This is a genomic window from Micromonospora sp. NPDC049645 (genome assembly GCF_040675155.1).
In the GTDB taxonomy this organism is placed as follows: domain Bacteria; phylum Actinomycetota; class Actinomycetes; order Mycobacteriales; family Micromonosporaceae; genus Micromonospora.
Genome location: NZ_JBFAOI010000006.1, coordinates 1 through 21,075, shown reverse-complemented (window position 1 = coordinate 21,075; position 21,075 = coordinate 1). Strand labels below are relative to the sequence as shown.

General features: G+C 70.7%; 16 protein-coding genes and 1 pseudogene. 12 read left to right on the top strand and 5 right to left on the bottom strand.

The window, feature by feature from the left end; genetic code table 11:
- Positions 1-84: 84 nt before the first annotated feature.
- From AB0J33_RS15595 to AB0J33_RS15585, 3 genes are all read left to right on the top strand, one after another.
- Positions 85-1,575 (top strand): phosphatidate cytidylyltransferase, encoded by a 1,491-nt coding sequence (locus AB0J33_RS15595; protein ID WP_363613970.1) that lies wholly within the window; start codon positions 85-87, stop codon positions 1,573-1,575.
- Between the two features lie 104 nt (positions 1,576-1,679).
- Positions 1,680-2,837: a 23S rRNA (adenine(2503)-C(2))-methyltransferase RlmN gene (gene rlmN / locus AB0J33_RS15590; protein WP_363613968.1), complete on the top strand. Its 1,158-nt coding sequence runs from the start codon at positions 1,680-1,682 to the stop codon at positions 2,835-2,837.
- 31 nt (positions 2,838-2,868) lie between these two features.
- Complete coding sequence (locus tag AB0J33_RS15585) at positions 2,869-4,029, top strand: DivIVA domain-containing protein (RefSeq protein WP_363613966.1); 1,161 nt, start codon at positions 2,869-2,871, stop codon at positions 4,027-4,029.
- 88 nt (positions 4,030-4,117) lie between these two features.
- Here AB0J33_RS15585 and AB0J33_RS15580 read toward each other — a convergent pair whose 3' ends face one another.
- On the bottom strand, positions 4,118-4,339 hold the full coding sequence (locus AB0J33_RS15580) for a DUF2631 domain-containing protein (protein ID WP_357356519.1): 222 nt from the start codon (positions 4,337-4,339) through the stop codon (positions 4,118-4,120).
- A 198-nt stretch (positions 4,340-4,537) separates the two neighbouring features.
- Between AB0J33_RS15580 and AB0J33_RS15575 the strand changes: the two genes are divergently transcribed.
- Both AB0J33_RS15575 and AB0J33_RS15570 read left to right on the top strand, forming a co-directional pair.
- Positions 4,538-6,118, top strand: coding sequence for a Rieske 2Fe-2S domain-containing protein (locus AB0J33_RS15575; RefSeq protein WP_363613964.1), 1,581 nt, complete (start codon positions 4,538-4,540; stop codon positions 6,116-6,118).
- A 138-nt stretch (positions 6,119-6,256) separates the two neighbouring features.
- Positions 6,257-6,952: a TMEM175 family protein gene (locus AB0J33_RS15570; RefSeq protein WP_363613962.1), complete on the top strand. Its 696-nt coding sequence runs from the start codon at positions 6,257-6,259 to the stop codon at positions 6,950-6,952.
- Here the strand turns inward: AB0J33_RS15570 and AB0J33_RS15565 are convergent.
- Both AB0J33_RS15565 and AB0J33_RS15560 read right to left on the bottom strand, forming a co-directional pair.
- Positions 6,941-8,536 (bottom strand): NAD(P)/FAD-dependent oxidoreductase, encoded by a 1,596-nt coding sequence (locus tag AB0J33_RS15565; RefSeq protein ID WP_363613960.1) that lies wholly within the window; start codon positions 8,534-8,536, stop codon positions 6,941-6,943. The genes AB0J33_RS15570 and AB0J33_RS15565 overlap by 12 nt on opposite strands.
- A gap of 70 nt (positions 8,537-8,606) precedes the next feature.
- Complete coding sequence (locus tag AB0J33_RS15560) at positions 8,607-9,440, bottom strand: YhjD/YihY/BrkB family envelope integrity protein (protein ID WP_363613958.1); 834 nt, start codon at positions 9,438-9,440, stop codon at positions 8,607-8,609.
- Between the two features lie 51 nt (positions 9,441-9,491).
- On the opposite strand from AB0J33_RS15560, the gene AB0J33_RS15555 reads away from it, so the two are divergent.
- From AB0J33_RS15555 to ispG, 6 genes are all read left to right on the top strand, one after another.
- Entirely contained in the window at positions 9,492-9,776 is a 285-nt protein-coding gene (locus AB0J33_RS15555; RefSeq protein WP_363613956.1) for a GNAT family N-acetyltransferase, read from the top strand.
- Complete coding sequence (locus AB0J33_RS15550; protein ID WP_363613954.1) at positions 9,733-10,041, top strand: GNAT family N-acetyltransferase; 309 nt, start codon at positions 9,733-9,735, stop codon at positions 10,039-10,041. The genes AB0J33_RS15555 and AB0J33_RS15550 overlap by 44 nt, the downstream gene beginning before the upstream one ends.
- A gap of 450 nt (positions 10,042-10,491) precedes the next feature.
- Positions 10,492-14,463, top strand: coding sequence for a CARDB domain-containing protein (locus tag AB0J33_RS15545; protein ID WP_363613952.1), 3,972 nt, complete (start codon positions 10,492-10,494; stop codon positions 14,461-14,463).
- 709 nt (positions 14,464-15,172) lie between these two features.
- On the top strand, positions 15,173-16,384 hold the full coding sequence (gene dxr / locus AB0J33_RS15540; RefSeq protein ID WP_363613950.1) for a 1-deoxy-D-xylulose-5-phosphate reductoisomerase: 1,212 nt from the start codon (positions 15,173-15,175) through the stop codon (positions 16,382-16,384).
- Entirely contained in the window at positions 16,384-17,634 is a 1,251-nt protein-coding gene (locus tag AB0J33_RS15535; RefSeq protein ID WP_363613948.1) for a site-2 protease family protein, read from the top strand. The genes dxr and AB0J33_RS15535 overlap by 1 nt, the downstream gene beginning before the upstream one ends.
- A gap of 9 nt (positions 17,635-17,643) precedes the next feature.
- Entirely contained in the window at positions 17,644-18,816 is a 1,173-nt protein-coding gene (gene ispG, locus AB0J33_RS15530) for a flavodoxin-dependent (E)-4-hydroxy-3-methylbut-2-enyl-diphosphate synthase (RefSeq protein WP_363613946.1), read from the top strand.
- 154 nt (positions 18,817-18,970) lie between these two features.
- Here the strand turns inward: ispG and AB0J33_RS15525 are convergent, their stop codons facing one another.
- The gene (locus AB0J33_RS15525) at positions 18,971-19,564 is read right to left on the bottom strand and encodes a PadR family transcriptional regulator (protein WP_363613944.1); all 594 of its coding nucleotides are present in this window, start codon (positions 19,562-19,564) and stop codon (positions 18,971-18,973) included.
- Positions 19,565-19,844: 280 nt separating this feature from the next.
- Here AB0J33_RS15525 and AB0J33_RS15520 point away from each other — a divergent pair, with 280 nt between their 5' ends.
- Positions 19,845-20,684, top strand: coding sequence for a GNAT family N-acetyltransferase (locus tag AB0J33_RS15520; RefSeq protein WP_363613942.1), 840 nt, complete (start codon positions 19,845-19,847; stop codon positions 20,682-20,684).
- An 89-nt stretch (positions 20,685-20,773) separates the two neighbouring features.
- On the opposite strand, the pseudogene AB0J33_RS15515 reads toward AB0J33_RS15520, so the two are convergent.
- Positions 20,774-21,075: pseudogene (locus tag AB0J33_RS15515) on the bottom strand (hypothetical protein); the annotation flags it as partial.

Sequence of the window (21,075 nt, the reverse complement as noted above, 5' to 3'; positions counted from 1 at the left end):
GTCAATCGGAGGAACATCGCACGTGTAGGGGATGCTTGTGGTCTTGCGTCATGTGGTGGTTCTCGTGCCGCGTCGCGGTGCGTGATGTCCCACCCCGACCCCTACGGCAGCGAGCCTCGCGGCTGGGACCGGCCAGAGCGCCCGGCGGCCCTGCCCTGGCCGGACCAGGACCTGGACGCCGGCCAGTGGAGCCGCCGTCCGGCCGCCGGCCCTGAGCTGTACACCGACCCGCACGCCCGGCCGTACGCCGACCCGCGCCCGGCGGACCCGTACGACGAGCGGGGTCGCCCGGTCCGTCCGGACGACCGCTTCGACGACCGCGACCGGCACGATCGTTTCGACGACCGCAATCAGCCCGACCGGTACGACGACCGGGGTCGCGGCGACCGGTACTTCGACCGTCCCCCGGCCACTGGCGACGGTCCGACCCGTTTCGACGACCCGGACCGTGGGCGTTTCGACGGTCCGACCCGTTTCGACGACCCGGACCGTGGGCGTTTCGACGGTCCGACCCGTTTCGACGACCCGGACCGCGGGCGCTTCGACGAGCCGGGCCGTGGGCGTTTCGACGAGCCGACCCGTTTCGACGACCCGGACGAGGGCGCTCCCGGGCGCTTCGACGACCCGGGGTATCCGACCGAGCAGCTCGCGCCCGTGCGGGCCGAGGTGGCGTCGGACGAGCCGCCGGCGACCGGTCGACGGACGAAGGGGCGACGGCGGGCCAGCCTCGACCGCCCGGCCACCCAGCAGCTGGGCACCGGGCGGGCCGGCCGCAACCTCCCCGCGGCGATCGGGGTCGGGCTCGGCCTCGGCGCGCTGATCGTGGTGCCGCTGGTCGTCTATCCGTTGGCGTTCCTGCCGGTGATCGCCGCCGCCGTGGCGATCGGCAGCTGGGAGATGGCTCGGGCGGTGCGGCGCAGCGGCGCCCACCCGCCGCTGGTGCCGCTCATCGCCGGTGGCGTACTGACCGTGGGGTTGGCCTGGTTCGCCGGCCCGGACGCGCTCAGCCTGGGGTTGCTGGTCACGGTGCTGGGCACCATGGTCTGGCGACTGGGCGACGGTCCGGCCGGTTTCCAACGGGATCTCACCGCGGCCACCCTGATCGCCGTCTACGTGCCGTTCCTCGCCGGGTTCGCGGCGCTGCTGGCGGCGGCCCCGGACGATGGCCACCTGCGCATCCTGGCCACGCTGATCGGGGTGGTCCTCTCCGACACCGGCGGGTACGCGGCCGGCGTCTCCTTCGGCCGTCACCCGATGGCCCCGTCGATCAGCCCGAAGAAGTCCTGGGAGGGCTTTGCCGGTTCGGTCACCGCGGCGGCCCTGGGTGGCGCGTTGCTGCTGTGGCTGATGTTCGAGGTGGCTCCCTGGTGGGGTGCGGTGTTCGGGGTGGCCGTCTCCTGCGCGGCGGTCCTCGGCGACCTGGCCGAGTCGATGATCAAGCGGGATCTCGGCGTGAAGGACATGAGTAACCTGCTGCCCGGCCACGGCGGTCTGATGGACCGACTGGACTCGATCCTGTTCGCGGTGCCGACGGCGTACCTGCTGTTGGCGGTCTTCGTGCCGGTGGTGAACTGAGGTATGAATCACGGCGTCCCGGTCATCCGCCTGCGGCGGTCGCGGCCGGTTCGGCCCCTCCGGACCGGCACCTGCCGTCGACGGCGTGACACACTGGACCAGCCATGACGAGCCTGCCCCTGATCCCCGCCATCTCGGTCGCCCCCGCCGCGCGCCGGGCGACCATGCCCCCTCAGCACCTCGCTGACCTGGACCTGGCCGGCCGCCAGGCGCTGGTGACCGGGCTGGGTGAGCCGGCCTTCCGCGCCAAGCAGGTCTCCAACCACTACTTCGGGCGGTTGGTCCGCGACCCGCAGGAGATGACCGACCTGCCTGCGGCGACGCGGGAGCGGCTGGCCGAGAAGTTGCTGCCCACGCTGCTCAAGCCGGTGCGCGAGTTGGCCTGCGACGACGGCGCGACCCGCAAGGCCCTCTGGCGGTTGCACGACGGCGCGCTGGTGGAGAGCGTGCTGATGGGCTACCCGGACCGGGTGACCGTCTGCATCTCCAGCCAGGCGGGCTGCGGCATGGCCTGTCCGTTCTGCGCGACCGGCCAGGCCGGTCTGACCCGTAACCTGTCGACGGCGGAGATCGTCGACCAGGCGGTGTACATGGCCGGGGTGGCGGCGTCGGGCGTGGTCGCGGGCTCCCCGCCGAGGCTGTCGCGCGTCGTCTTCATGGGCATGGGCGAGCCGCTGGCCAACTACAACCGGGTGATCGCGGCGATCCGTCGGCTGGTCAGCCCGGCGCCGGAGGGGCTCGGCCTGTCGCAGCGGCACATCACCGTTTCCACGGTCGGCCTGGTTCCGGCCATCCACCGACTGGCCAGCGAAGACCTCTCAGTGACCCTTGCGCTGTCGTTGCACGCGCCCGATGATGATCTGCGCGACGAACTCGTGCCGGTAAACCAGCGCTGGAAGGTAGCCGAGGTGCTGGACGCAGCGTGGGACTACGCCGCCCGGACGGGCCGTCGCGTGTCCATCGAGTACGCAATGATCAAGGACGTGAACGACCAGCCGTGGCGAGCCGACCTGCTCGGACGGCTGCTGGCCGGCAAATTGGCCCACGTGAACCTCATTCCGCTCAATCCGACGCCGGGTAGCCGCTGGGACGCGAGCCCGAAGCCGGTCGAGCGGGAGTTCGTCCGGCGGTTGCGCGACGCCGGGGTGTCCACCACAGTTCGGGACACCCGAGGTCGCGAGATCGACGGCGCGTGTGGCCAGCTCGCCGCCGCCGAGGACAACGACACCAACACCGACCGCGCCGGAGAGGCACCGGCGTGACCGGGCGTGGCGAACGAGACCAGGAGACATAGTGGCGAGTCAGGGTCAGCGTTTCCGGCGCAAGGCGCTCCGCCGGGGATACAAGGTCGACGAGGTGGATGCCTTCCTCGACCGGGTCGAGGCGACGCTCGACGGCCGCCAGGTCGGCGCCCCGGTGGCCTCCCAGGAGGTCCATGACGTCGTCTTCCGGGTCCGCTTCAACGGCTACGACGAGTGGCAGGTCGACCTGCACCTGGACCGGGTCGAGCGGCAGCTGGCCGAGCTGGAGGAGCGCAACGGCGCCGGGCGTGGTGGCGACCCCCGGATGGGCGACCGGATGGGCCCACCGGACCGGATGGGTCCGCCGATGCGCGATGACCGGGGCATGGTTCCGCAGCCGATGCCGCCCCGTCCGATGCCCGCGCAGGCCGGCCCGCCCTACGGCCGCTATGACGAGCCGACCGGCGCCTTCGCCGGTGGGTACGACGCCCCCCGCGGTGGTTACGACGCGCCGCGTGGCCCGGCCGGCCCCGGCCCGATGGGTCCCGGTGGGCCGATGGGCCCCGGCCCGATGGGTGGCCACGGTGGGCCGCCGCGCGGCCTGCCCGCCGGCCCCGGCGGGTACGGCCCGGACGACCAGCGCGCACCCGGTGGGTACGGCCCGGATGACCAGCGTGGCGGGTACGGCCCCGACGACCAGCGCTCGCCCGGCGGTTACCCGCCGCCCCCGGAGGAGCCGCGCTTCGACGGCTTCGAGGCCGGGCGGCACGGTCGTGCCGACATGACGGCTGAGATCCGGATGCCGGAGCGGGATCTGCGCGACATGCGCCGGGGCCCGGCCGGTCCGCCTCCGCTGCCGCAGCAGGGCCTCGGTGGTCCGCCGATGGCCGGTCCGCCGATGGCCGGTCCGCCGATGGCTGGTCCGCCCGCTGTGGCCGGCCCGCCGATGGCCGGTCCGCCCGGCAGTGACCTGTACCGGGTCGACCAGATTCGCCGCAGCTTCCAGGTGCGCCGGTTCGGCAGCGGGTACGACCCCGACCAGGTCGACCGGTTCTTCGAGACCCTGCTCGGTGGCATGCAGCGCCGCAATCCGATGCCGGTCGACCCGAAGGACCTGGACACCCTCCGGTTCGGCCTGGTGCCCGGCGGCTACTTCGAGGCTGAGGTCGACGCCGCGCTCAAGGACGTGCAGGACATTCTCTTCGGGCGCTGACCCCGACGCGAAACGGACGAGGGCCCGTCCCCCGGGTGGGGGCGGGCCCTCGGCGCGCGTTGGCCGGCCGTCCGGCGATGGGGTCGGGTCAGGAGCGCAGACCGCTGCGCCGCAGCACGACGTCGCCGATCACGATGATCAGCAGCAGCGCGGCCAGGCCGATCAGCCAGATGTCCTCGACCCTGCCCTCGTGGTTGCCGCAGATCATCGCCAGCAGCACCAGTGCGGACAGCACGGCGCCGATCTGCCCGGCCTTGCGGTGCCCGGGCTTGTGCTGGTCTGGCGACGTTACCGGCTCGCTTCCTGCCACTGTCGGTCCTTCCCTCGCGATCGGATCTTTGGTTAGTCTGGCACGCCTCGTACGCGGTGCGGTGGGGTGGGGGTTTCCTGGCCATCGGCCCCTGCCCAGCTGGGCTGGACGGCACTACCGGCGTCGCGGGGCGGCGGTCAGACTCGCTCCGGTAGCGTTTGGCGTACACCTGATTGTCTGTTTGAGGGGGACTGTGCGGTGCGAGTGACCGGAACCGGGCACGCCAGCATGCGGATCGACACGGCCGCGGGCAGCATCCTGTGCGACCCATGGGTCAATCCGGCCTACTTCGCGTCGTGGTTCCCGTTCCCGGACAATTCGCTGCTGGACTGGGAGAGCCTGGGCCAGGTCGACTACCTGTACGTCTCCCACCTGCACCGGGACCACTTCGACGCGAAGCACCTGCGCGACTTCATCTCCAAGGACGCCACCGTCCTGCTGCCCGAGTTCCCCACCTCGGAGATGGAGGACGAGTTCCGGGCGCTGGGCTTCACCAAGTTCCTGAAGGCGCCCAACGAGCAGGTGGTGGAGCTGCCCGGCGGCCTGAAGATCATGATTCAGGCGTTGACCAGCCCGACCGACGGGCCGATCGGCGACTCGTCGCTCTGGGTCGAGTACGAGGGTGTGCGGCTGCTCAACCAGAACGACGCCCGGCCGACTGACCTGAGCGTCTTCGCCGAGCTGGGGCACGTGCACGCGCACCTGCTCCAGTTCTCCGGCGCGATCTGGTACCCGATGGTCTACGAGCTGCCGCAGGCGGCGAAGACGGCGTTCGGCAAGCAGAAGCGGGACCGGCAGTTCGACCGGACCTGGCGGTACATCGACGACCTGAAGGCGTCGCACGTCTTCCCGATCGCCGGTCCGCCGTGCTTCCTCGACGACGCCCTCTGGCAGTTCAACGACATCCACGGCGACGAGGGCAACATCTTCCCCGACCAGTCCGTCTTCCTGTCGGAGTACGCCAAGGTCGGTGGCAGCAACGGCATCGTGCTGCTGCCGGGCAGCGTCGCCGAGGTCACCACCGAGGGTGCGAGCACCACCCACCCGGTGCCGGTGCAGGAGTTCTTCGCGGACAAGGTCGCCCATCTGGAGGAGATGCGGGAGCGTAAGCGCCCGATCATCGAGGCGGAGAAGGCGTCCTGGCGGCATCCCGAGGTGGACGTGCTCGGCGAGATGAAGCGCCGGATCGAGCCGTTGCTCGACGAGTCGATCTACCTGGCCAAGGGGGTCGGCGGCCCGGTCCGTTTCGACCTGGTGGGGTACGACGGCGAGACGATTGAATCCATCGTCGTGGACTTCCCCGGCAAGGAGGTCCGGCCGTACGCGGACGAGAAGGTGCGCTACCGGTTCCGGACCGAGCGGTCGCTGATCGAGCACCTGCTCTTCGTCGACGAGGTGGACTGGGTCAACTCGCTCTTCCTGTCCTGCCGGTTCTCGGCGGCCCGGATCGGCCAGTACAACGAGTTCGTCTACGCGTTCTTCAAGTGCCTCTCCGAGGAGCGGCTCCAGTACGCCGAGGGCTGGTACGACGAGCACGAGCGCAGCACGGACGCCGAGGACATCACGTTGGGCGACTGGGTGGTGCAGCGGCGCTGCCCGCACCTGAAGGCGGACCTGACCCGCTTCGGCATCGTCGAGGGTGACCAGCTCACCTGCCAGCTGCACGGTTGGCGCTTCGACCTGCCCAGCGGCCGCTGCCTCACCAGTGTCGGCCACAAGGTGCGAGCGCACCGGGTGGACGCGGAGACCCCGGCCCCCGCCGGTGAGGCCGCGATCTGACGAGCCAGCCGGGGCGCGACGTCGCGCCCCGGGCGCGTGCCGTTCCGCGTCCGCGCCGTCGCCCCGTACGCCACGATGCAGTGGTGCGGTGAAAGCCGCAGTCCGGTAGCAACCGGACACACCGAGAGCGGGGCGGCAGTGGCGGCGGGCGCGCAGGAGGACGAGTTTCGGTACGGGCGTGGCCGGGAGAAGACCCGGGACGCTGCCCGGGTGGAGACGTTCAGCGACGGCGTCTTCGCGGTCGTGTTGACGGTGATGGCCGTCGAGCTGCTGCAGAGCGGCCCGGCGCGGGAGAGCGGGCGGGAACTTCCGGATGCCCTGGCCCACGCCTGGCCGTCCTACCTGGCGTACGTCATCACCTTCGCGATCGCCGGCCAGGTCTGGCTCGCCCACCACAACCTGTGGCGGTACGTGGCCCGGGTCGATCAGATGCTGCTGGTCCTCAACCTGTTCGTGTTGCTCTTCATCGCCACCATCCCGTTCACCGCCGACCTGCTGTCGGACAACCTGCGCGGCGGGGTGACCGAGCAGCGGCTGACCGCCGGGCTCTACGTCGGCACCGTGCTCGGCGAGGCGATCTTCGTCAATCTGACCTGGTGGTGGGCTCGTCGGCGTGGGCTGCTCCTCGCCGACCTGGATCCCCGGCTGGCTCGGGCGATCGCACGTCGGATACTCCTCAAGCCCCTGCTCTACCTGGTGGCCTTCGCCGTCGTCTTCGTCGACCCCATCCTCAGCCTCTGCGCGTACCTCCTGCTGGTCGGCTACTACCTGATCGGGGGCGCGGGCGACCTCCGACCGTCGGCCAGCCCTGCCGAGGGCGGGTCAGCGGCCTAGGTCGGCCAGGATGCGACGGGCCGCGTTGTGGCCGGCCGCACCGATGACGCTGCCGGCCGGGTGGCAGCCGGCGCTGCCCGCGTACACACCGTCGACGCCGGTGGCGTAGGGCATCCGGTCGGTGAACGAGACGGTGTTGTCGACGTGGTGGATGTGCCCTCCGGTGATGCCGAAGTGCGCCTCGATGCCGGGCGGCGGCAGCGGCACCGCGTCGGCGATCAGGTCGGCGGTGCCGGGGGCGTACCGCTCGACGATCCCGATCAGCCGGTCGACGTAGCCCGGCAGCTCCGCGTCCCAGCTGGTGCCGGCCAGCTCGTAGGGGACCGACTGGACGAACAGCGCCGACGAGTGGTGCCCGGCGGCGTCGGACAGTGACGGGTCGACGGTGGTGTGCAGGTACCACTCGATCGTCGGCTCCGCGGGCAGGAGCCCGGCCTGCACGTCGGCCCACATCGCACGCAGCGCGGTCATCGGCGAGGTCGCCTCCCCGCCGACCAGCGACGCGGACCCGGGCAGCAGGTGGATGGTCGAGCCGAACGGGCTCGGCGTGCCGTCCGGCAGGCAGGAGAAGCGCGGCAGCCCGCGGAGCGCCAGGTTGAGCTTGAGGGTGGTGCCGGGCCGGCGGACCGCCGCCATCCGTTCGCCGAGCCGCGCCGGGAGCGCGCCGTCGGGCAACAGGTCCATCAAGCGGTACGGGTCGCACGCGCCGAGCACCACCCGGGCGGCGACCTCCCGACCGTCGGCCAGCACTACTCCGCTCGCCGCGCCGCCGTCCAGGGTCACCGCGCGTACCGGCGTGCCGGTCCGGATCGTCGCGCCGGCGGCGCGTGCGGCCTCGGCGAACGTCCGGGAGACCGTGCCCATCCCACCCTCGGCGATCATCCAGGTGCCGCCGGAGCCGGGCAGTCTGCACATGTTGTGCACGAGGAAGTTGTGGCCGGTGCCGGGGTCGTCGGGGCCGGCGTTGAGCCCGGACAGGCCGTCGGTCACCGCGTACATGCTGACCAGCAGCTCGGAGCGGAACTCGAACCGGGCCAGGTAGTCGGCGACCGAGCCCTGGACGAGGTCGACGAAGACCTGGCGCAGGGCCGGGCGGACGTGCCGCTCGGCGGTCTCCCGGACGTCGAGTGGCTCGGCCAGCCAGGCCGGTGCGAGGTCTTCGCGCAGCGCGGCCAGCTCGGCCTGCATGGCGTCGTCGGCGGCCACGTCGGCGGGGGAGAAGAACTCGGCCAGCTGCGCCCGGGTGGCGGCGGTGTCGCTGCCGAACAGCAGATACGGCGAGCCGAGACCGCCCGGCGTGGGCAGGAAGTAGTGCGGGTCGCGGCGCAACACCGGGATCCGTACGTCGAGCGTGGCGAGCAGCTCCGGGGGCATCAGCCCGAGCAGGTACGAGCCGGTGGAGTGGCGCAGCCCCGGCACCTTCGCGAACGGGGTCTCGGTGCGGGTCGCGCCGCCGATCACGTCGGCGGCCTCCAACACCAGGACGTCCAGGCCGGCGCGGGCCAGCAGGACTGCGGAGACCAGACCGTTGTGCCCGGCACCGACGATCACGACGTCGGCGCGGGCCGGAATCTCACTGCTCATGCCGCGGCAGCCTAGTCCGCGCCGCCGGGCCGGGGCAGCCCCTTGCGGCGAGTGGGCGACAACTTCATGATCAGCCCGAGGAGCGGCGGGTGCGCCAGTGGGAGAGGGCCAGGGTGGCGGAGTAGCCGGCCAGGACGATCACGTGGAACAGGTAGAGCCAGAGGAGTACGGCCACGCCCGCCCCGATGTCGTCAAAGCCGCCGAACGGGGCGCCCAGGTCCAGCGGGAGCGAGGCGAAGAGCACGAAGCCGTGCAGGAAACCGGAGAGGTTCGCCGCCGTGAAGGACCCCATCCCGAGGGTGGAGAGCCAGTCCGGTGAGGCCGGCCCGACGACCCGGAACACCCACATCAGCACCGGCGTGAGCACCAGCCAGACCGCCAGGAACGACAGCACCACGCCGAGCGCACCGAGCCAACCACCCTGGCGGACCAGGCGGGTGGTGAGTGGAAGCGCCAGCAGGATGGACAGCAGCAGCGCGGGCGCCGGCGCGAGCAGTGGCAGCAGCAGGAGCCGGCCCCGCCAGCCGACCAGGTGCTCGTCGGTGTGGGGGGCGGCCACCGAGACGAACGCCCGGCGCAGACCCTCGCCGTACAGCGAGGCGGGCAGCAGGGACGCCAGCGCCAGCAGCGGGGTCAACCCCACCCCGGCTTCGACCAGCGCCTCCACCGCCCGGGGCGCGCCGATCGCGGTGGGCAGGGCCTCCACGGCGTACGAGGTGAGTCGGCGGACCCGGTCGGCCCCGGCGAGCAGTGCGGTGAGCCAGATCGCCAACAGGGCGACCGGCACCACGGCGATCGCCCCGTAGAAGGTGATCGCGGCGGCGTGCAGCGACAGGTCCCGCCCACGCACCGGACGGAACGCGGCACTGGTGATCCGTTTCGCGCGCTGCCATCCGTTGCCCATCGGGTCCTCCTTCCCGGTCGCCGGGGTGGTCACTCCTTAAGATCGCCGGTCATGACTGTTCTCACCACCGAACGCCTGATCCTGCGTGATTGGACCGACGATCCGGCCGATCTGGCCCGGATCTTCGCGATCTACTCCCGGGCCGATGTCACCCGGTTCCTGGGCGCACCCGGCCTACCGATGACGGACCCGGCGCAGGCCGCCGAGCGGCTGCGGATCTGGCAGGAGCGGCACGCCGCCGACGGCGGCCGGTACGGCACCTGGGCGATGGAGGTGCGCGAGACCGGGTCAGGTGGCCGGCACGGCGCTGCTCAAGCCGCTGCCGGGGCGGGATGAGGCGATGCGCACGCGGGACATCGAGGTGGGCTGGCACCTGCACCCGGATTCGTGGGGTCACGGCTACGCCACCGAGGCGGCTCGGGCGCTCGTGGCGCGGGAGTTCGCCGCCGGTACCCGGCAGGTCTACGCGGTCGTGTCGCCGGGCAACGAGCCGTCGATGGCGGTCTGCCGGCGACTGGGCATGGCGCACGTGGGTCAGCGCACCGACTGGTACGGCGGAGAGCTGTTGGAGACCTTCGTCCTGGCGGCACCAGATGCCTGATCGTTCCGGGACGACCTGACGCAAGATGCGCGCAACTTCGGGGAAGGTGTGACCTCCAGTCGTCGGGAGGTGGCACCTTCCCCGAAATCTTGGTGGCCGTACCGTCCGTCGACGGACGCCAGGGCAGACATGTCCGTCAATAGTCACGGCGGTCGAAGTATTGACCCTCCCGTAGCACGTCAGTAACCTTTGGTCAAAGTAACGCAAGATTTCGACAAAGGCGTGCACGGTTCTGTGCATGCTCTCGGAAGATTCAACGGGCCTCCAGGTGAGGCCCGTTGATGGTCGTACCCATCTGGTGTTTCCAGGGCGAGCGGCGCCCCCGCGCCGCCCGCACCACCCGTCTCCCTCGACCCCGGCCCACTCGCGTCGGCCGGCGCTGCACCGCCGCATCCCCCACCCCCGTGGTCACGCCGCCGCGGCAACCGTCCCCCGACGACAAGGACAGTGATGAGACGAACGAATCTGTTCAGGATGGTGGCGGCCACAGCCGCCGCCGCGCTGATCGCCACGGCCGGAGCGACAGCCGTCGCGAACCCGGCCGCCGCCCGGCCCGCCGATCCGGCCGCCGCCGCACCGAGCACCGGCTTCGCCGCGGCGGCCACCAACCTCGCCCAGGGCCGCCCCACCCAGGAGAGCGGCCACGCCGACGTCTACGACTCGTCGAAGGTCGTCGACGGCAACGCGGGCAGCTACTGGGAGAGCGTCAACAACGCCTTCCCCCAGTGGGTGCAGGTCGACCTCGGCTCGTCGCAGAGCGTCAACCAGGTGGTGCTGAAGCTGCCGACCTCCGGCTGGGGCACCCGGACGCAGGCGTTGAGCGTGCGGGGCAGCGCCAACGGGACGTCGTTCACCGACCTGGTCGGATCGCAGACGTACACCTTCAACCCGGCGAGCGGCAACACCGTCACGATCAACTTCAGCTCGACCTCCACCCGCTACGTCCGGATCACCATCACCGCCAACAGCGGCTGGCCGGCCGGGCAGCTCTCCGAGCTGGAGGTGTACGGCAGCGGCGGCACCACCCCCGACACCACCGCGCCGAGCGCCCCGAGCAACCTGTCGTACACCCAGTCGGGCACCACCATCAGCCTCAACTGGGTCGCGTCCACGGACAACGCGGGCGGCAGCGGCGTCGCCGGCTACGACATCTACCGCAACGGCGCGTTCCTCCAGTCCATCGGCAACGTGACCAGCTTCAACGACACGCAGCCGAGCACGGCCACCGTCTCCTACCACGTGCGGGCCCGTGACGTCGCCGGCAACGTCTCCGGCAACAGCAACACGGTGACCCGCACCGGCAGCGGCGACACCACCGCGCCGAGCGTGCCGGGGACGCTGTCGTACAGCACGTCGGGTAGCACGATCACCCTCACCTGGGGGGCCTCCACCGACTCCGGTGGCAGCGGGCTCGCCGGCTACAACGTCTACCGGGGCGGCAACCTGATCGCGACACTGGGCACCGTCCTCAGCTACCAGGACACCCAGGCGGCGACGGCGACCGTGTCGTACTACGTCCGCGCCCGTGACGGCGCCGGCAACCTGTCGGGCAACAGCAACACCGTCACCCGGACCGGCAGCAACCCGCCCGCCTGCACCAACGTGGCCCAGGGCAAGAGCATGACGGCGAGCGGCTCCACCTTCAGCTTCACCCCGGACAAGGCGAACGACGGTCAGCTCACCACCTACTGGGAGGGTGCGGCGAGCTACCCGCAGAACCTGACCGTGGCGTTGGGCGCGAACCACTCCATCTCCGGCGTCACCGTGAAGCTCAACCCGGACCCGGCCTGGGGCACCCGTACCCAGACCATCCAGGTGCTCGGCCGCGACCAGGCGTCGTCCACGTACACCAGTCTGGTGTCGGCGGCTGCCTACCAGTTCGTCCAGGGCACCAACGTGGTGACCATCCCGGTCACCGCGACCACCGCGGACGTGCAGTTGCGGTTCACCGGCAACACCGGCGCCCCGTCCGGCCAGGTGGCCGAGCTGGAGGTGTGCGGCACCCCGGCGCCCAACCCGGACCTGGTCGTCAGCTCGGTGACCTGGTCGCCGACGTCGCCCAGCGAGGTCAGCCCGGTCACCCTCTCGGCCGTGGTGCAGAACATCGGGTCCGCCGCGGCCGGTGCGACCACGGTGAACTTCAGCCTGGCCGGCGCCCTCGTCGGCAGCGCCTCGGTGGGCGCGCTCAGCGCGGGCGCGTCGACCACCGTCTCGTTCAACGCCGGCACCCGCCCGATGGGCAGCTACGCCGTCTCGGCGGTGGTCGACCCGACCAACACGATCGTCGAGCAGAACAACGGCAACAACAGCCTCACCGCGGCGTCGCCGCTGGTGGTGGCACAGGCGCCGGGCCCCGACCTCCAGGTGCTCAGCATCGCCTCGAACCCGCCGAACCCGGCCGTCGGGGCATCCGTCACCTTCACCGTGACGGTGCGCAACCGGGGCACCACCGCGACCGGCGCGACCACTGTCACCCGGCTGGTGGCGGGCAGCACCACGCTCAACACCAACACCGCCTCGATCGCCGCCGGCGCGACGGTCACCGTGGCCGTCAGCGGTAGCTGGACCGCCACCAGCGGCGGCGCCACCATCACCGCCACCGCCGACGCCACAAACGTGGTCACCGAGACCAACGAGACCAACAACGCGTTCAGCCAGTCGATCGTGGTCGGCCGTGGGGCCGCCGTTCCGTACGTCTCCTACGAGGCCGAGGCCGGCCGTTACCAGGGCACGCTGCTGGAGGCCGACCCGCTGCGCACGTTCGGGCACACCAACTTCGCCAGCGAGTCCTCCGGCCGCAAGTCGGTACGGCTCACCAGCACCGGCCAGTTCGTCGAGTTCACCTCGGCCAACCAGGCCAACGCCATCGTCGTGCGGAACTCCATTCCGGACGCGCCCGGTGGTGGCGGCATCGAGGCGACCATCAGCCTCTACGTCAACGACGTCTTCTCCCGGAAGCTGACCCTGTCGTCGAAGCACAGCTGGCTCTACGGCAACACCGACGGGCCGGAGGCGTTGACCAACACCCCGCAGGCCGACGCCCGACGGCTCTTCGACGAGTCGAACGCGCTGCTGGCGCAGTCGTACCCGGCCGGCACCCGGTTCAAGTTGCAGCGCGACTCCGGTGACACCGCCTCGTTCTACGTCATCGACATGATCGACCTGGAGCAGGTGGCACCGGCGGCGAGCCAGCCGGCCGGCTGCACCTCGATCACGTCGTACGGTGCGGTTCCGAACGACGGGCTGGACGACACCGCCGCCATCCAGCGCGCGGTGACCGACGACCAGAACGGCGTCATCAGCTGCGTCTGGATTCCCGCCGGGCAGTGGCGGCAGGAGCAGAAGATCCTGACCGACGACCCGCTGAACCGGGGTACGCACAACCAGGTCGGCATCAGCAACGTCACCATCCGGGGCGCCGGCATGTGGCACTCGCAGCTGTACACGCTGACCGAGCCGCAGAACGTGGTGGGCGGCATCAACCACCCGCACGAGGGCAACTTCGGCTTCGACATCGACAAGAACACCCAGATCTCCGACATCGCCATCTTCGGCTCGGGCCGGATCCGGGGCGGCGACGGCAACGCCGAGGGCGGCGTCGGCCTGAACGGTCGCTTCGGCACCGGCACGAAGATCAGCAATGTCTGGATCGAGCACGCCAACGTGGGTGTCTGGGTGGGCCGCGACTACGACAACATCCCCGACCTGTGGGGGCCGGCCGACGGGCTGGAGTTCAGCGGCATGCGGATCCGCAACACGTACGCAGACGGCATCAACTTCAGCAACGGCACGCGCAACTCGCGGGTGTTCAACTCGTCGTTCCGCACCACCGGCGACGACGCCCTCGCCGTCTGGGCCAACCCGTACGTCAAGGACCGCAGCGTCGACATCGCCCACGACAACCACTTCGTCAACAACACCATCCAGCTGCCCTGGCGGGCGAACGGCATCGCCATCTACGGCGGCTACGACAACTCGATCGAGAACAACCTGATCTACGACACCGCCAACTACCCGGGCATCATGCTGGCGACGGACCACGACCCGTTGCCGTTCTCCGGCACGACGCTGATCGCCAACAACGGGCTCTACCGCACCGGCGGTGCCTTCTGGAACGAGGACCAGGAGTTCGGGGCCATCACCCTCTTCCCGGCCACCAGGGACATCGTCGGCGTCACCATCCGGGACACCGACATCATCGACTCCACCTACGACGGCATCCAGTTCAAGAACGGCGGCGGCAACATGCCGAACGTCGCCATCACCAACGTGCGGATCGACAAATCCAACAACGGTGCCGGCATCCTCGCGATGAGCGGCGCGCGCGGCAACGCCAACCTGACCAACGTGACCATCACCAACTCGGCCGACGGCAACATCGTCATCCAGCCGGGCTCGCAGTTCGTCATCAACGGCGGCTAGCCGCCCGCTTGATCGACACGGTTAGGTGAAGTCGGGGTGTCCGCGCGCTGCGGACACCCCGATTTCCGTGAAGCCGAGTCGATCGCCTGAGCGCAGGGTCCGTCGTGGGCGTCGGGCCGCCGGCAGCGTCCGACGCCGTCGAGCTTGGCGTCACAAATCGAATGATCTACCGTGGCGCGGTCATCGCAGTGCCACCGTTCCTCCAGCCATCAACGTCTGCACCTGCTCATCGGTCAGGCCGCGCTCTTCCAGGACGCGACGGCCCCAGCGGTGCATCCGGCAGGGGTCAGCGCCAGCACGACGTCCTCAGTGCTGACGTACTGCGGCAGCGGTAGATCGTCGACAGAGCCCATGGTCCTCCCGTCCGGGCGGCCACCTCCCGACAAGCGGTATACCTCACAGGCATAAATATGACACTGAGGTATACCGCTCATGACGGTGACCGCCCCGAGCTGTTAAGAGCCGTTCGAGTTCTCCATCGATCCGGGCGACCTGCTGGGCGAGGAGGCCGCACCGACCGGGCCGGGGCCCGAGTCCGCCGACGACGAGGCTTGATCGACACGGTTTTCTGGAAATCGGGCCGTCCGGGTGCTGGGGATGCCGCGACTTCCTTGAACCCGAGTCGATCATGGCCCGGCAGCGGCCGCGCCGGACGGGGACTCCTGAGGCTCCCAGCGGACGTGCAGCGGAGGTGGGGAAGAATGGCGGAGTGACTTCCCCCCGCGATCTTGTCCTGCTCGGGTCGACCGGCTCGATCGGCACCCAGGCCATCGACATCGTCCGGCGCAACCCGGACCGGTTCCGGGTGGTCGCCGTGGGTGCCGGCGGCGGCAACGTCGAGCTGCTCGCCGCGCAGGCCCTCGAACTGGGCGTCGAGGCGGTCGGGGTGGCCAAGGCGTCCGCCGCGCAGGACCTGCAACTCGCGTTCTACGCCGAGGCGAGCCGGCGCGGCTGGGCCACCGGCGACTTCAAACTTCCCAAGATCGTGGCTGGTCCGGACGCGATGACCGAGCTGGCCCAGTGGCCGTGCGACATCGTGCTCAACGGGGTGGTCGGCTCGCTGGGCCTCGCTCCTACGCTGGCCGCGCTGCGCGGTGGTCGTACCCTCGCGTTGGCCAACAAGGAGTCGCTCGTCGCCGGCGGCCCGCTGGTCAAGGCCGCGGTGACGCGGCCGGGGCAGATCGTTCCGGTCGACTCGGAGCACTCGGCGCTGGCCCAGTGTCTGCGCGCCGGCACGGGCGGTGAGGTGCGGCGGCTGATCGTCACGGCCAGCGGCGGCCCGTTCCGGGGCCGGCGGCGCGACGAGTTGACGCAGGTCACACCCGAACAGGCGCTCGCACACCCGACCTGGAACATGGGGCCGGTCGTCACGATCAACTCGGCCACCATGGTCAACAAGGCGCTGGAGGTGATCGAGGCGCACGAGCTGTTCGACGTGCCCTACGCCGACATCACCGTGATGGTGCACCCGCAATCGGTGATCCACTCGATGGTCGAGTTCGTCGACGGGTCGACGATCGCCCAGGCCAGCCCACCGGACATGCGGCTGCCGATCGCGCTCGGCATCGGCTGGCCGGACCGGGTGCCGCAGGCCGCCTCCGCCGTCGACTGGACGACCGCGCACACCTGGGAGTTCGCGCCGCTCGACGACGAGGCGTTCCCGGCCGTCGCGCTGGCCAAGGCCGCCGGGGAGACCGGGCGCTGCCGCCCGGCGATCTACAACGCGGCGAACGAGGAGTGCGTGGCGGCGTTCGTGGCCGGACGGCTGCCGTTCCTCGGCATCGTGGACACCCTGGAGCGTGTGTTGGAGGAGGCTCCGGACTTCGACGAACCAGGTACCGTCGAGGACGTGCTCGCGGCGGAGTCGTGGGCGCGCGCGCACGCACAGGAGATCATCGCGGGTTCGGTGGAAGGAGCTTGATGTCGTACCTGCTCGGGGTGGTCCTCTTCGCCCTGGCCATCCTCATCTCGGTGAGCCTGCACGAGGCGGGTCACCTGCTGACCGCCAAGGCGTTCGGGATGAAGGTAACGAAGTTCTTCGTCGGCTTCGGCCCCACCATCTGGTCGTTCCGCCGGGGTGAGACCGAGTACGGACTCAAGGGCATCCCCCTCGGCGGCTTCTGCAAGATCGTGGGGATGACACCGCAGGACGACGACGTCGAGCCGGGCGACGAGTCGCGGGTGATGTGGCGCTACCCGGTCTGGAAGCGGACCATCGTGATGGCCGCCGGGTCGATCACGCACTTCGCGCTCGCGCTGATCACGATCTGGATCCTCGCCGTCTCCGCCGGCCTGCCCAACCCCGACTTCCCGACCACCGACGCGCAGGCCCGCCAGGAGCCTGCGGTCATCCAGCTCAGCCAGTGCGTGGTCCCGGAGAACGCGGTGCGGGCGTGCACCCCCGCCGACGCGGCCAGCCCGGCCGCCCAGGCGCAGTTGAAGAACGGCGACCGGATCACCTCGGTCAACGGCACCCCGATCAACTCCTACGGCGACCTGCTCAGCACGCTGCGCGGGCTCAAGCCGGGCGACACCGCGCAGATCGCCTACGTCCGCGACGGGCAGCCGGGCACCACCAGCACCGTGCTCGCGCAGACCCAGCGTCCGCCGCTGGACGACCCGAAGGGAGCCCCCGCGCCGGTCGCCGCGCTCGGCGTCGGGCTCGTGCCCACCACCCCGACCCGCGTGACGTACGGGCCGGTCGGCGCCTTCGGCGCCACCGCCGACTTCACCGGTCAGCTGGCCGTCGGCACCGCCCAGGCGCTCCAGCGTCTCCCGCAGAAGGTCCCCGCCCTGTGGACCGCCCTCACCGGCGGCGAGCGGGACGTCGACACTCCGATCAGCGTCGTCGGCGCAAGCCGACTCGGCGGCGAGGCGGTGGAGAACAACGCCTGGCTGGTCTTCTTCATGCTCTTCGTGTCGCTGAACTTCTTCATCGGGGTGTTCAACCTGCTGCCGCTGCTCCCGGTGGACGGCGGCCACATCGCCATCGCCTGGTTCGAGCGGGCCCGATCCTGGCTCTACGCGCGGATCGGCCGGGCCGACCCCGGCCGGGTGGACTACCTCAAGCTGATGCCCTTCACGTACGCGGCGATCCTGATCGGTGGCGCGTTCACGCTGCTGACCATCGCCGCAGACGTTGTCAACCCGATCACGCTCTTCTCAAGGTGAGTGCCTGAAGTGACCGCTATCAGTCTCGGTATGCCCGCCGTGCCGCCGCCGCCGCTCGCCCCCCGCCGGGCCAGCCGCCAGATCATGGTCGGCTCGGTTCCGGTCGGTGGTGGTGCGCCGGTGTCCGTGCAGTCGATGACCACGACCCTCACCTCCGACGTCAACGCGACGCTCCAGCAGATCGCCGAGCTGACCGCGTCCGGCTGTCAGATCGTCCGGGTGGCGGTGCCGTCCCAGGACGACGTCGAGGCGCTGCCCGCGATCGCCAAGAAGTCGCAGATCCCGGTGATCGCCGACATCCACTTCCAGCCCAAGTACGTCTTCGCCGCGATCGACGCCGGCTGCGCGGCGGTCCGGGTCAACCCGGGCAACATCCGCCAGTTCGACGACAAGGTCAAGGAGATCGCTCGTGCCGCCGGGGACGCGGGGGTGCCGATCCGGATCGGCGTCAACGCGGGCTCGCTGGACAAGCGGCTGCTGAGCAAGTACGGCAAGGCCACCGCCGAGGCGCTGGTCGAGTCGGCGCTGTGGGAGTGCTCGCTGTTCGAGGAGCACGGCTTCCGCGACATCAAGATCTCGGTCAAGCACAACGACCCGGTCGTGATGATCCGGGCGTACCGGCAGCTCGCCGAGCAGTGCGACTACCCGCTGCACCTCGGCGTCACCGAGGCCGGGCCGGCGTTCCAGGGCACCATCAAGTCGGCGGTGGCGTTCGGTGCGCTGCTGGCCGAGGGGATCGGCGACACGATCCGGGTGTCGCTGTCCGCGCCGCCGGTCGAGGAGATCAAGGTCGGCAACCAGATCCTGGAGTCCCTCGGTCTGCGCGAGCGCGGGCTGGAGATCGTCTCGTGCCCGTCCTGCGGCCGGGCCCAGGTCGACGTCTACAAGCTCGCCGAGGAGGTCACCGCCGGCCTGGAAGGGCTGCCGGTCCCGCTGCGGGTCGCCGTCATGGGCTGCGTGGTCAACGGTCCCGGTGAGGCCCGGGAAGCCGACCTCGGCGTCGCCTCCGGCAACGGCAAGGGCCAGATCTTCGTCAAGGGGCAGGTCGTCAAGACGGTGCCCGAGGCGCAGATCGTGGAGACGCTGATCGAGGAGGCCCTGCGGATCGCCGACGAGATGGGCGCCGAGCTTCCGGAGGAGCTGCGCGGGCTGATCACCGGCCCCACCGTCACCGTGCACTGATCCCGTTTCGTACGCGACAGCGGCCGTTCCCCGGGCAGGGGAACGGCCGCTGTCGGTTGTGCCGTCTTCGCGCTGGTGCTGTGGTGCTGTGGTGGGTCCGGTGCTGTGGCCTGCTGTGGTGCGGCCCGTTGCGGTGATGCGGTCCGGGCGGGCGTCACTCGGTTTCGGCGAGGATCGCGTACAGCTTGCGTCGGGTTTCGTCGAGCACCTGGGCCGCCCGCTCACGCTGGTCGTCGGTGCCGTGCATCATCACCTGGCGCAGGGCGTTCATCGCCTGCGCGCCGGAGTCGCGAATGTCGTGCCAGCTGCTCACCGTGCCCTGCGCGACATCCGCCCACGGCGGGGTCTGCGCGGCCTCGGTGGCCTCCGCCTGACCGGCCTCGGTGACCGTGAACCGCTTCCGCCCGCCACCGGACTCCTCGGTGCTGGCGACGATCACGCCCTCGTCCTCCAGTAGTTGCAGGGTGGGGTAGATCGACCCCGGACTCGGCCGCCACGCACCGCCGGTGCGGGAGTCGATTTCCTGGATCATCTCGTAGCCGTGCATCGGCCGCTCGGTGAGCAGGGCCAGCACGGAGGCTCGGACGTTGGGGCGGCGGCCCCGACCCCGTCCACGGCCCCGGCCGCCCCAGGGGCCGCCGTGTCCGTGCTCGTGGTCGGGACCGGGCGGACCGGGCGGGACCGGCGGGAAGCCGAATCCGCGCATCCGCGCCTCGTGCATCGGGTGGTGCTGTCGGTGGAACCTCATCGGGCTCTCCCCTTCCTCGTACTGTCGCTGATGCATCAACGATATATCGGCAATGCATCGTCGACAAGTGGCCCGTCCGGCGCGGTGGGCCTGCTCGGCCTCGGGGCACGGACGTACCGGCCGGCTCGTGCGCGCGGCCCTGTTTCTCCTGTTCGGTGCCCTGGTGCCCCCGGTTGTCCGCTGGGCCGGGCGGAATCGGCCGATCACCGGAGCCGCGGAACGGTGCCGGCCTCGGCACTCGACCGGCGGAGCGGGGGGTCGATCTGGCAGGCTGATAGTCGTGCTGACGGTGCCGGTACGCCAACTGGGGGAATCGGAGCGCCGCGCGGTCGAGCGACTGCTCGACCATGACCCGTTCGCGGGCGCGCAGGTCGCCGAGCGGATTGCCGCGCGCGGGCTTTCCTGGTGGCGGGCCGAGGGCAGAGTCCTGGGGTACGGCGCCCGCCGCAACCTCGAATCACTCTGCTGGCTCGGCGGCAACCTGACGCCGGTGCTGGCCAGCGACGCGGCAGTGGCCGCCTTCGCCGACCTGCTCGCGGGGGAGGAACGGCTCTGCTCCTCCATCGTCGGCCGGGCCGACGCCGTCCTCGGGCTGTGGGACCGCCTCTCCGACACCTGGGGGCCGGCGCGAGACGTCCGCCCCAACCAGCCGCTGCTGGTCACCGACACCCTGCCACCCGTACCGGCCGACCCGGAGGTACGCCAGGTCCGCTCCGGCGAGGTCGACCGGCTCTTCCCAGCGGCGGTGGCCATGTACACCGAGGAGGTCGGTGTCTCCCCGTTGGCCGAGGACGGTGGCCGCAGCTACCGCCGGCGGGTCAACGACCTGGTTCGGACCGGTCGCGCGTACGCCCGCGTCATCGACGGCAAGGTCGTGTTCAAGGCCGAGCTGGCCGTGGTGACCAAGCGGACGGCGCAGATCCAGGGCGTCTGGGTGGCCCCGGAGTGGCGAGGCCGGGGCATCGCCACCGCCGCCATGGCAGCCGTGGTCCGCGACGCCCTGCTGCGGGTCGCCCCCACCGTCAGCCTGTACGTCAACGACTTCAACCTCCCGGCCCGCCGCGTCTATGAGCGCTGCGGCTTCCAGCCGATCGGCACCCTGGCCACCGTCCTCTTCTGACCACTGAGTCGGCCGCGTGGAAAGGCCGCTGGCCGGCACCCGGTGGTGGGTGCCGGCCAGCGGTCGGTGTCCTGCTGTTCTCGTGTGGGTCAGCTGTTCCAGTAGTGGCCGACGAGGTCGGCGGCCTGCTGCTCCCACTGAGCGTAGGCGTCCGGGTAGGCCGAGACCTGCACGGTCTGGGCGGCCTGGGTCAGCGGCATGTCCTGCCAGCCGTCGACCTGGCGCAGGCCCTTGAGGAACGCGGTCGTCGAGTAGGCCGGGTCGGTGATCTGCTCCGGCGTACCCCAACCGCTGGACGGGCGCTGCTGGAACAGGCCCAGCGAGTCGTGGTCGTTCATGTCGCCGAGGTGGCCCAGGTTCTCCAGCTTCGACTCCTGCAGACTCGTCGCGA